This is a genomic window from Bradyrhizobium sp. Pa8, from assembly GCF_052588265.1.
The window spans coordinates 3,919,073-3,930,229 of the sequence record NZ_CP176767.1; the positions used below are offsets into that span (position 1 = coordinate 3,919,073).

10 protein-coding genes are annotated in these 11,157 nt (G+C 61.3%); 4 read left to right on the top strand and 6 right to left on the bottom strand.

From position 1 onward, the window contains the following. Nucleotides 1–4: 4 nt before the first annotated feature. Nucleotides 5–148: a hypothetical protein gene (locus ACKWRH_RS17460; protein WP_166094525.1), complete on the top strand. Its 144-nt coding sequence runs from the start codon at nt 5–7 to the stop codon at nt 146–148. Nucleotides 149–191: 43 nt separating this feature from the next. Here the strand turns inward: ACKWRH_RS17460 and ACKWRH_RS17465 are convergent, their stop codons facing one another. Then, nucleotides 192–395 carry a hypothetical protein gene (locus ACKWRH_RS17465; protein ID WP_445221583.1) on the bottom strand — a complete coding sequence of 68 codons (204 nt, stop codon included), beginning with the start codon at nt 393–395 and terminating at the stop codon, nt 192–194. A gap of 162 nt (nt 396–557) precedes the next feature. Here ACKWRH_RS17465 and ACKWRH_RS17470 point away from each other — a divergent pair, with 162 nt between their 5' ends. Together ACKWRH_RS17470 and ACKWRH_RS17475 are read left to right on the top strand one after the other, a co-directional pair. Then, the gene (locus ACKWRH_RS17470; RefSeq protein WP_445221584.1) at nt 558–1,289 is read left to right on the top strand and encodes a Crp/Fnr family transcriptional regulator; all 732 of its coding nucleotides are present in this window, start codon (nt 558–560) and stop codon (nt 1,287–1,289) included. 139 nt (nt 1,290–1,428) lie between these two features. Further along, nucleotides 1,429–1,596, top strand: a complete 168-nt coding sequence (locus tag ACKWRH_RS17475) for a hypothetical protein (RefSeq protein ID WP_166094532.1) — start codon at nt 1,429–1,431, stop codon at nt 1,594–1,596. A gap of 27 nt (nt 1,597–1,623) precedes the next feature. On the opposite strand, the gene ACKWRH_RS17480 is transcribed toward ACKWRH_RS17475, so the two are convergent. From ACKWRH_RS17480 to ACKWRH_RS17500, 5 genes are all read right to left on the bottom strand, one after another. Beyond that, entirely contained in the window at nt 1,624–2,121 is a 498-nt protein-coding gene (locus tag ACKWRH_RS17480) for an MgtC/SapB family protein (RefSeq protein ID WP_445221585.1), read from the bottom strand. Then, nucleotides 2,118–2,699 (bottom strand): peroxidase-related enzyme, encoded by a 582-nt coding sequence (locus tag ACKWRH_RS17485; RefSeq protein WP_445221586.1) that lies wholly within the window; start codon nt 2,697–2,699, stop codon nt 2,118–2,120. The genes ACKWRH_RS17480 and ACKWRH_RS17485 overlap by 4 nt, the downstream gene beginning before the upstream one ends. A 114-nt stretch (nt 2,700–2,813) precedes the next feature. Next, the gene (locus ACKWRH_RS17490) at nt 2,814–4,586 is read right to left on the bottom strand and encodes a di-heme-cytochrome C peroxidase (protein WP_445221587.1); all 1,773 of its coding nucleotides are present in this window, start codon (nt 4,584–4,586) and stop codon (nt 2,814–2,816) included. A gap of 259 nt (nt 4,587–4,845) precedes the next feature. Next, nucleotides 4,846–7,740 carry an ATP-binding protein gene (locus ACKWRH_RS17495; protein WP_445221588.1) on the bottom strand — a complete coding sequence of 965 codons (2,895 nt, stop codon included), beginning with the start codon at nt 7,738–7,740 and terminating at the stop codon, nt 4,846–4,848. Nucleotides 7,741–7,981: 241 nt separating this feature from the next. Then, a complete protein-coding gene (locus tag ACKWRH_RS17500) occupies nt 7,982–9,736 on the bottom strand; it encodes an ATP-binding protein (protein WP_162136488.1) in 1,755 nt (584 codons plus the stop codon). 436 nt (nt 9,737–10,172) lie between these two features. On the opposite strand from ACKWRH_RS17500, the gene ACKWRH_RS17505 reads away from it, so the two are divergent. Then, nucleotides 10,173–11,141: a catechol 2,3-dioxygenase gene (locus ACKWRH_RS17505; protein ID WP_445221589.1), complete on the top strand. Its 969-nt coding sequence runs from the start codon at nt 10,173–10,175 to the stop codon at nt 11,139–11,141. Nucleotides 11,142–11,157 lie beyond the last annotated feature (16 nt).

The window sequence follows — 11,157 nt, forward strand, 5'->3', positions numbered from 1 at the left end:
CAACATGCGCCGTCTGGTTTTCGTAATTGCCTTGCTCGCAGTCGCCACAGCAGGAATCTCGGCATCGTTTGCCGCAGTTCGCCACGCCAAGACGCTGACATTCTCCGAGCGCTTTGCGCCGGCGCTCGAGTTGATGGCGCAGCGCTAGCGGTGTAGCGCCTCGCGGTCGCAGGTACGCAACGGTGGGATGATCACTTCTGATGCTGCGGGCCGGGTGAGGAGAGAAGGCGCTCCATCTCGGCGGCTGCCTCGCCGTCGCGCGCCTTCTGCAACAGCGTGTGGCGTTCGGTGCCGGCTGGCAGGCTCTTGGCCGCGGCGCGGGCGTCCTGCGTGAACTTGTTCAGGCGCTGCTGGAGTGACAGGGCCGGTCGTGTGCGGTTGCGCTTCTTGGTCATGGCTGGACCTTTCCGGCGCGAAGCCCACCATGGGGAGGCGAGTGGCGTCCTTAACTTTTGTTGGAACCTGGGGCGTGGATCGCGGGTTTTCCATTGCAGCGGCGCCTCGGCGCCAGGGATTGCAATTCAGGTCCCAAATCATAACGATCGGAGCTAACTCGCGTGGCTAGCGATACGATCCGTGCCGCGCTTGTCAGGCGTTTGCGCACATCTTCAGGCATCTCGGACGACGACGTGAAGGAGATCGAGATGCTCCCAATCGCGGTTCGTCAATACCCGGCGGAGACGCCCGTGGTCCGCGATGGCGAGCGCGCAACCGATTGCTGCCTGATCGCAGACGGCTTCTGTGCACGTTCCAAGACGATTCCAAGCGGCAAGCGCCAGATCCTCTCCATCCACATCCCCGGTGAGATCCCCGACCTGATGAGCCTGTTCCTGCACGTGATGGACCACGACCTGTCGACGCTGACGCCGTGCACGCTCGGATTCATCAGGCACGAAACGCTGCGAAAATTGCACCAGCGCAGTCCAAGCGTTGCCGAGTTGTTCTGGCGAGACACGCTGATCGACTCCGCCATGTTTCGCGAATGGATCGTCAATGTCGGCCAGCGTCCCGCGCCCGCAAGGCTTGCCCATGTCATGATCGAGCTGCGCGAGCGTCTTCGGGTCATCGAGCGTCTGGACGGCAACAGCTTCGAGATGCCGCTGACCCAGGAGCAGATCGGCGAAGCTTTGGGCATCACGGCGGTGCACGCCAACCGCGTGATCAAGCAGTTGCGGCAGGAGGGCATCGTCGAGTTGCACCGCGGCCGCGTCACGGTGCTGGACGAGCGGAAATTTTTGGAACTTGCCGATTTCGACGGCCGTTACCTGCATCAGTCGCCAACCCTTTAAGGCGCGCAGGCGACTTGACCTACCGCAAATTCGTATCGGTGCAGGGCGCTATGGTCCGTCGGCATGATTGCCGAACCGGTGTTGCCTGAATGTCGAGGGCGCAGGTGGCTCCGAGTCATGCCGACCCGGAGGCATCACCGTGAGCGCAATCTTTCGCATTCTCTTCATCGTTGCCGGTGCCATCACCGCGCTGTTCGTCGCGCGCGATGCCCTGAATTTCACGATCATACAGACCTTCGTTGCCGTTCTGCTCGTCACCGCCATCGTCGGTGTCGGAAGCTTCTGGAGCCAGCGACGGAAAACGTGACGGATGTGAGAGTGCTGGCGCAGCCGGCTAGGTCCGCGGCGGCGCGTCCGGAGACGTCTCCGCGGTGTGCGCATCCTCCTTCCCGCCGAGCATGCGGTGCAACCGTCGCTCGACGTGGCGACCCACCGTCAGCAGCACGAAGGCGAGCGCCAGCGCGACGGCGACGATCTTCCACTGTCCGGCGCCGCAGACGATGCCGATGCAGGCCGCGAGAAAGGTACAGGCGGCGCTGGTCAGTCCGCGGACGCGAAATCCCATGCTTTGATGCACGATGACGCCGGCACCGAGAAAGCCGATGCCGGTGAGGATGCCCTGGATGACGCGGCTGGTGGCATCGGCGACCCTGGTTGGCTCGGCGAGTTGCAGGGCGAGCAGAACCACGGTCGCCGTGGAGAGCCCGACGATGCCGAGCGTCTTCAGCCCGATCGGCTTGCCGTGCAGGTCGCGGTCGAGGCCGATGGCGCCGGTGGCGACGGTCGCGGCACCGAGACGAGCAAGGATTTCGGGCCAGTCGAGCTCCGTCATTTTTTCGGCAAACGTCCCATCAGGTAAAACTCCTCGTTCGGCTTCATGCCGGTGAAGTTGGCCAGCCGATTGGACAGCGCGAAGAAGGCGGAGATTGCGGCGATGTCCCAGATGTCGTCGTCACTGAAGCCGTGCGGCGCGAGGGCCGCGAAGTCCTCCTCGGAGACGCGCTGCGCGTCGGCCGAGACCTTCATCGCGAAATCGAGCATCGCCTTTTGCCGCGGCGTGATGTCGGCCTTGCGGTAGTTCACAGCGACCTGGTCGGCGATCACAGGGTTCTTGGCGCGAATGCGCAGGATCGCGCCGTGCGCGATCACGCAATACTGGCACTGGTTGGCCGCCGAGGTCGCGACCACGATCATCTCGCGTTCGGCCTTGGTGAGGCCGCCGTCCTTCTCCATCAGCGCGTCGTGATAGGCGAAGAACGCGCGGAACTCGTCGGGCCGGTAGGCCAGCGTCAGGAACACGTTCGGCACGAACCCGCTCTTCTCCTGCACGGCCAGCAGGCGCGTGCGGATGTCGTCGGGGAGCGTGTCGAGCGGGGGTGCGGGGAAGCGTTTTGAGGGAGGAGGGGACATGACGATGTTCCGGATCGGGTTCTCGGGGAAACGCGGAACATAGTCGATCGCAGTCCTTCGCGCAAAGCGCATGCGCGGACTAGATCTTGGCTGGCGCAGACAGAGCCGAGGCTGTCAAAGAGTCTTCAAATATTCGAGGAGTGCCTTCTTTTCGTCGTCGCTCAAGCGCGTGCCATAGTCATGCCCGCATCGGCTGTTTCCTGAATTGAGGTCATTGCAATCGGTGACTGGGCGAGTTGGCCCTTCTTGTGTGACGTCAAGACCAACATTTTTGACGTCGTATCTCGCGCCAACTTTGAATTGTGACATGCGCTTCGCAGGCGGTACGAGCAATTCCGCCAATGTCGGCACCGAGCCGTTGTGTAAGTAAGGCGCCGCGGCCCAAATTCCCTCCAGCACGCGAGCTTCATACTCGCCTCTGTTGAGGGTCCGCTCAAGAAGCGTCCCAGGTTCGATCGTCAGGCTTTCTGGCTGGTTCGGAGGTTGCGCGCTGCTGGGCGGCGCGATGGACGCCTTGACCGGAGCCGGTGACAGAGAGAGGGATGTGGAGGGCGCCTTTTGGGCGTTGGTAGGCAACGAGGAGCCAAAGCCGTCACCGGAGCCGACGTCGCTCCCCAGGTACAGCTTATTGTCGAGGATCGCTCCAGCGACTGCACTGAACATCATGTGGACGGCATAATCCTCCTCCTCGAGGTGCCTGGCGATCAACGGGATACCTGCTCCCTTCAGCGCGCCGGTCTTCACCCTCCAACCAAGCTCGTCGAATTGACGTGTGTCGGTGCCGACGTTCTGAACCGGCGTCACCCACGTCGTAACAAACAGGTCGCGCAGGGCACGGACTTCCTTCTTCTCGTGACACCCTTTGCTGCACTGCCTCTCGAAGATTTTTTGACCGTCTTTAGCCAGCTTCGAGTCGATAGACCAATCTGATGGCCATTTTGGCGGGCCCATCTTCAGGAGCAATTCCTCAAGTCGTTTCAGTCCATCGAAGTTGATGGAGTTGGCATAGTTGAAGAACGGGCCGAACGAGCGCCTTGGTTCGAAGTTGCCGAATGCGAGAGCCTGTCCCGTGTTCCGGGCTAGTGCGAAGACGCGGTTTCCATTCAACACAAAACCGGCCCAGTCGGTCTGGTTCTGCATCGGTGAATTCCACAGGAAAGGATAGCGCACCGGAGCATCGCCAATCTTCATGTTCTCCGGGATCAAAAAATCGGGCGGCGGCCCAACGTCGGTGCCGGATATGCGATTGAAGATGATCCCGATCGCGTCCAGACGTCCAAGCCCCCAGCCAACTGCCGGCAATGTCCCGGCCACGAACGTGTGAAAGCGCCGGTACCATGCGTCAACCCTCTGACGTAGCTTGTCAACATCGGCGGCGGTGGGTGTTGCGCTCTGGAGCACCGCTGCAGCAAATGCAGCGAACGCCGCCTCGCTGGCGGTTGCGTCTCCTACCGCCTTGTCCAGGTCGCTCAGGAATGCCTGGAAATCGATAAAGGCCGGACCGCCGTCGATGCGGTACGCCTTGCCGTCGACTTCAACCTGTCGCGTGTGACATGCGGAGCATGTCACCCCGACAATCTGGGAGCCTCCCGAGCCTGTGGTGTGGAAGCCGACGGGGAGGTTGGCGGTGTTGCCCGGATTCGGGAGAAAGCCGTATCGGGACATGCCATCCGAGAGGAACGGTTGTCCGTCGCGCCCCTTCAACGCCTGCAACCAGGCGAGGTTAATCAGGCGCGAGCCTTGATCGCGTATGTAGAAGTCTGTTCTTTCCGCCGTTGTCCAATCTCGGCCCTGGTCGACATATATCGGATCACCAAGAGCGGTCTCAATTCCCGAACTTGCGGCGACGACCAGCGCAAAGCGAATGAGGAAAGCGACACGACGCATCGCATGACCCTCCATGAACTAATTGAATCACCCGTTTTCTCGAAACCAGAATCTGTGGAGATATGCGCAACTGGGCGAGACGCAGCTCGCCCGGTAGCGACGAGAGCTGTCAGAAATAGCCGCCGAATGCTCGAGATTGTACTTCTTGGCAAAATCCCGTCAAGGTCGTTGCTCCGAGCCGAGGCTCCGGATTGCATGCCACGCCCGTTGAGCGCGACACGGGTTCCTGTGAACTGGTGTGTCTCGAAACGAGGCCTTGCTAAACCGCGAGCCGGGATCCGTCCCAGGCAACAATGCCAAACTGATCGCGAATCGCGTGCATCTCGGCCAGATCCTCAACGACGCGGGCGGTGCCAGGCTTCGCCTCGGCGAACAGTCGCGCCCTCAAGCCGAGACATTCGACAATCAGCCATGGATTCCTGATGGTCCTGGCGATGGAAAGAGCATCATCCAAGGCGCTCAGGCCACGTTCGGATTTCCCGTCCCGAACGAGAGCCTCGGCGTAACCCGCATAGAGAAGGCAGAGCTCGATCTGGCCTGTCCGCAGATGCGTGCCGCTCTCCATGCAAGCGTCTATCAGGTCGACGGCCTGATGTGGCTGGCCTGTTCGTGCCAGAGCGGTCGCCATTGCTCCGGTCAGGTTGGCCTTGCTGGCATCGTAGCCGTTACGTTCGACGATCTCCCTTGCAATCGACAAGCATTCCACAGCCTGGTCATTTCGATGGAGCATGAGGAGATTTCGCCCCATCGTAATGCGGGCGAGCACTTGCCCATATGAATCCTGTTCACGAACTGCGATCTCCAATGCACGCAATGCGAATTCGAGTGCCTCCGCATATTGACCTGTTGCATTCATGAACCAGCTCCTGAATGCCAGAACAGTGCATTTTGGACCGGCCGGTGTCCCGAGACGGGCAGTCTCGAGTTCTCCTGTGAGCATTTCATTCAGTTCGTCCATCGCCGCAATCGCACGATCGACGTGGCCCATGCTGTACAACACATTTGCCATGATGGTCTGATTTGAAAATATGAGTGCGGTCGATTTCAGCGCTCGAGCCGTTCTCAATCCCTCGCTCGTTATTTGCAGCCCTTCTTCATACCGGCCCTCAAACCAGTAGACCATCCCGAGTTGCGACTGGATACTGCACACGTGAGCAATCCTGCCTTGGCGCCGCGCCAGCTCCAACGTTCGTGGCAAATGCATGTTTACTTTCTTGAATTCGCCGAGTTGCAGCATCGAAGCGAAGCTCATTCGGCCGAAGTCGACATATTTTTCTTCGGCGGCTTCCCCAAGACGCTCGATGAGCTTGAGCGCCCGGTCGTATATCAAACTGAGCGATGAGGCTGCGGCGTTCCGGCGCGCTTCGACGGCGGCTTCCCAGAGATAGCCAAGTGCAGCATCAGCATCTCCGGCTTCCTCTGCATGGAAGGCCAACTGTTCGTAACGACCATTCAGATTCGGGTAACGCCGAATGATCGCCTGGACAGCGGCCTGGTGGATTTCCAGACGCCGGCCACGCGGTATCGTGTTTGCACAGGCCTCGGCGATGATCTGATGCCGGAAACGCACGGAGTTACCAGCAAGTGGATGGACAAAAGCAAATCGGGCAAGCTCGAACAACGCAGTCAGCAACTCGCCTACGTCCACGCCGAGCACCGTCGTAGCCAATTGGATTTCGACCTCTTGTCCCAGCAGGCTGAGCGTCTGCACGAATGCCTTCAACTTCGGAGAAAGTCGTTGCAGCCGCGCATGAATCACGGACTCGACGCTCTGAGGCAGCGAATGTTCGCTCGTTGCGTTCGTCGCGTCCGCCGAACGCAAGAACTCTTCCAATACGAAGGGGACGCCGTCGGCGCGATCGATTGCTCTCGCGAACACGGTCGGGGATCGAGTTTTCGACCACAATTGGCGTCCCAAAGCCTCCATGCAGGCCCGCGACAGCGGTTGCAGATGAATGAGCGAGTCCGCAATCTCCATGGACTGGTCTGATGATTCCGGACGTCCGGTCAGCAATATGCAAAGCGGTTGTGGGGTACTTGCGCGCGCGAGCAATTTCAGGAAATGGCGGCTTTCCGGATCGATCCACTGGAGGTCTTCGATCAGCAAGAGAGTTGGTCTATCAAGCGCCAATGCGAGGAAGGCATTGACAAGTGCACGTGCAATTTGCGTTTGCGTATTGTCAGTCAATCGTTGGCGAGAGGACGCTTTTCCAGCGATGAATAGGGCTTCGAGCTTTCTGCGGTCGCCTGCCTCGACGTGCAGTTCCGCGAGAGCCTCGCGAATATGTTCATCCGAAGATGAGCTGCTTGCAGCAAGCATGTCACCCACCAGGGTGCGGGCGGCGGCGAATGCGGTGGCACGTTTCTGTACGCCGCCATAAAAGACGCAGCATCTCACGTCGGATGTCAGCGCCTCGGTCATTACCGCTGTCGCAAGGCGGCTCTTGCCGATACCTGGTTCGCCCAGCAGCGTGACGGAGCAGCTTTTGGCGCCCGGGCGCGGGAGTAGCTCCCGAAGCGCCGCAAGTTCGTCGACCCGATTCACGATCGGATTTTGATAGCGGCTGGCGATTTCGTTGTGATCGACATCGTCCGGCCGGCCATTCAGCGTGTAGGCCTCGATGACCCGATCGGCGATTCCCGAAGTCGTCTTGTGCGCCGTAAGGCCGAGTGGCGATCGGCACAGCTTTGCGGTTTCGGCGCTAACCCTGATCTCGCCTGCCGCGGCTTCCTGCTGCAGCTTGGCAGCAACGTGCACGGTCGCTCCGGCAACGTCGAAGCGGGCGATGGCATTTTTGCCGCCTATGCGTAGGCCAACCAGGCCGGAGTGAAGTCCGACGCGAAAATTGACCGGATCTCCCCTGGGGCCGGTCGACTGGCTATGACTCTGAATGTCCCAGGCTGCGATGCACGCACGATCCGCATGATCCTCATATGCGGTTGGCCAGCCGAATATGGCAATGCCACCGTCTCCCGCATAGTGGACAATCTGTCCCCCGAGACGCTCCACGGAACTGCGGATGTGATCCAGCCACTGGTCCAAAAACGCTTGAGCTTCATCGGGGTCGCAAGCCGCGATGTGGCGAGTTGAACCCACCATGTCGACGGCGAGCACCGTTATGATGTTGCGATCCGCAATATTGGCACCGCCCACGGACATCCTCGCGCCCCGCGTGCTCAAGCCGGCTCCAAGGGCAAGGGTAGCACGAAGGACAAGCCTTGGGCTATCCGCGAGACGCGGTCTCGAGCCGCGATATCCGGGGCATTTGCCCGTCTTGCACGACTGTCCGCTGTTCGCGAAATTCCAGAGGCGGCGATGTTGACGGAGAAGCGGCGGCCGACCGGATAAGCCCGCCGGGGCATGGGAGCGGTGTGCGCGCCCGGCCGCGCGGTCTTTACCGCAGTGGCTTCTTCAGCAGCGAGAAGCGATCCGGGTCCAGCCCCATCGAGGGCTGCAGCATCGGCGCTTCGGCGGTCGCGAGCGTCTTTGCGGGCGGCTGCGAAAACACCGGATCGTTCGGCACGTCGCGTTGCGAGGTGGCGCCGCGCCAGCGTTCGAGCACGGCGCCGACGAAATGCATGTCGTGACCGGAGGTGACCGACGGCACGCTTGAGATGGTGGCTTCGCCGCGCGGCAATTGGTGCGGCGGCACCTCCTTGAAGCGCAGGCGGGTCGGCAGCGCGACGCCTTCGCCGAACGCCAGGACTTCACGGGTGCCGAGCGATGGCACGAAGGACAGCAGGTTCGCGGCCGCATCCGACACCGCGGCGCGCAGCAGCGCCTGGTCGCGCTCGTTGGCCAGACGCATCGTGAACAGCGTGTTGCACTGGGAGATGATGGTGGCGTCGAGCTCGGCCGGACGTTGGGTGATGAGGCCGAGATAGACGCCGTATTTGCGGCCTTCCTTGGCGATGCGCGACACCGCCTTGCGGGTCGGGCCGAAGCCGACGTTGCGGTCGGCCGAGGCATAGCGATGCGCCTCCTCGCAGACGAACAGCATCGGCGACACGCCGTCGCTCCACAGGCCGAAGTCGAAGGCCATGCGGCACAGCACCGAGACGACGGAATCGATGACCTCGGCCGGGAAGCCGGCGAGCTGCATCACCGTCATCGGCTTGCCGTTGGCGGGCAAGCGGAACAGATGGCTGATCACCTCGGCCATGGTGTCGCCGCCTACATTGGCGTTGTCGAACATGAAGGCGTAGCGCGGGTCGTTGCGGACGGCTTCGATGCGCGAGATCAGCTTGTGATAGATGATGCGCGAGGAGCGGTTTTCCAGCTTGCCCATGCGCTCGTCGATCAGCGAGATCAAATCGACCAAGCGGTAAGGCACCGGCGTGTCGACGGTGAAGCCGACCTGCTTGGGGTCGATGCGCTTCAGGCCGAGTCGATCGGTGTTCTGATACTGGGTGTAGATGCCCTTGGCGATCGGGATCACCTCGGCGAGGACGTCGAGCTCCTCGGGCACGCCGGCGCGGCCGCCGAACAGTACGTCGACGATTTCCTCGAAGTTGAACAGCCAGAACGGCAGCTTCAGGTTCCGCGGGTTGAGCACCAGCGCGCGATCGCCGAAGCAGCGGCCATATTCGTTGTGAACGTCGAGCAGGAAGATGCGCAGGTTCGGGCGTGATTTCAGGATCTCGTTGAGCAGCAGCGACACGCCGGTGGATTTGCCGACGCCGGTCGATCCCAGCACCGCGAAATGCTTGGAGAGCATTTCCTCGACGTCGACATAGGCGACGACGGAGCGGTCCTGCTGGAGGAAGCCGACATTGATCTGGTCCGATCCGGTCGGCGCGTAGATCGTGCGCAGCTCCTGGCTCGTGATCAGGTCGACGGAATCGCCGATGGTCGGATAGTTGGTGACGCCGCGCTGAAACTTGGCCTTGTCGGCGGCATTGTGGATTTCGCCGAGCAGGTCGACCGACGCGATGGCGATGTAGTCGGAGCTCGAGAGGTTCTCGCAGGACACCTCGGTGATCATGGCGACGATCACCGAGCTGGCGCAGCGGATGCTGACGAAACGGCCGACGGTGGCCCGAATTTCCGAGACCGGCATCTGGCTTGCCGCCAGTAGCCCGACCCGGGCAAGCGACCCGCGTACCGAAATCACGCGTCCAAAGGATGTCACGATGAATGAACCTGGCATGAGCAAGGGGTTTAACCCTGACTATGCGTGCCGCGGCTGGACAAACGGTTAAACGGCAGGCGTGGGGGCTTTGTTAAATCTGCGACAATTCGGTCGAGAGATTTGCTCCCAATGCATATTCCCGGCCGGGAGGGGCCCGGAAATGCAGCTTTTCCAGGCCAACAGGGCCAGAAAGCGCTTAAGGAAGATTTTACCATTCGGCCAGTCGGTCCGCCGTTTGTGGGACGGAGGTCATCCCGGATGGTGCGTCCTTCGATTCGAGCGGCCGTGTTTGATTTGTTGACGGGACCTAATCATTTGTACATTAGTACAAATGAACCGGCGGCCTGGATGCCGCCCCCGGACACTCGCGCGCGTTTGCAGCCTTGCGTCCGATTGCGCGATCCGGGCCGGCGGATCGCAGCCACGCCTTAAAGCCCAAGTCTTGGAGGAAACCATGCAGCCCGAACCGATCCTCGATCTTGCTCATCTCGGCCACATGGAATTGCTGACGCCGAAGCCCGACGAGAGCCTGAAATTCTTCGTCGACGTCATGGGCATGACGGTGAGCGGGCAGAAGGGCGAGTCGGTTTATTTGCGCGGCTGGGACGATTACGAGCGCTATTCGCTCAAGCTCACGGCGTCGAAGACGTCGGGCATGGAGCATATGGCGCTGCGCGCCCGGAGCCAGCAGGCGCTGGAGCGCCGCGTTGCCGCGCTCAAAGGCTCCGGCTTCGACATCGGCTGGATCGACGGCGACATGGGGCAGGGGCCGACCTTCCGCTGCCGCGACCCTGATGGCCATATCGTCGAGCTCTATTACGAGACCGAATGGTACCAGGCGCCGCCGGAGCTTAGACCTGCGCTGAAGAACCAGGCGCAGCGTTTTCCTGCGCGCGGGGTCAACGTTCGTCGCCTCGACCATCTCAACTGCCTCGCTGTCGACATCAAGGCCAACCGCGAGTTCTTCGAAAATTATCTCGGCTGTCGCCTCACCGAGCAAATCGTGCTCAACGACGGGCGGGAAGCGGCAATGTGGCTGACGATGTCGAACAAGAGCTACGACTTCGCCTATTCGCTCGACCATTCCGGCACGCCCGGCCGCTTTCACCATGTCACCTACGCGCTCGACAGCCGCGAGGAGATTCTGCGCGCTGCCGATATTTTCCTGGAGAACGGCGTGCACATCGAGACCGGCCCGCACAAGCACGCGATCCAGCAGACCTTCTTCCTCTATGTCTACGAGCCCGGCGGCAACCGCGTCGAGGTCGCCAACGCCGGCGCGCGCCTCATCCTCGCCCCCGACTGGAAGCCGATCGTGTGGACCGAGGAGGAGCGCAAGAAGGGGCAGGCGTGGGGTTTGAAGACGATCGAGTCGTTCCACACCCACGGCACGCCGCCGGCGGAGGCGAAGAAGCACGGCTAGTGCTGTATCTCTGACG

Excerpts from the sequence above, each read along its gene's own strand:
- ACKWRH_RS17460 (WP_166094525.1), top strand. The coding sequence starts at position 5 with ATGCGCCGTCTGGTTTTCGTAATTGCCTTGCTCGCAGTCGCCACAGCA.
- ACKWRH_RS17465 (WP_445221583.1), bottom strand. The coding sequence starts at position 395 with ATGACCAAGAAGCGCAACCGCACACGACCGGCCCTGTCACTCCAGCAG.
- ACKWRH_RS17480 (WP_445221585.1), bottom strand. The coding sequence starts at position 2,121 with ATGACGGAGCTCGACTGGCCCGAAATCCTTGCTCGTCTCGGTGCCGCG.
- ACKWRH_RS17485 (WP_445221586.1), bottom strand. The coding sequence starts at position 2,699 with ATGTCCCCTCCTCCCTCAAAACGCTTCCCCGCACCCCCGCTCGACACG.
- ACKWRH_RS17490 (WP_445221587.1), bottom strand. The coding sequence starts at position 4,586 with ATGCGTCGTGTCGCTTTCCTCATTCGCTTTGCGCTGGTCGTCGCCGCA.
- ACKWRH_RS17500 (WP_162136488.1), bottom strand. The coding sequence starts at position 9,736 with ATGCCAGGTTCATTCATCGTGACATCCTTTGGACGCGTGATTTCGGTA.
- ACKWRH_RS17505 (WP_445221589.1), top strand. The coding sequence starts at position 10,173 with ATGCAGCCCGAACCGATCCTCGATCTTGCTCATCTCGGCCACATGGAA.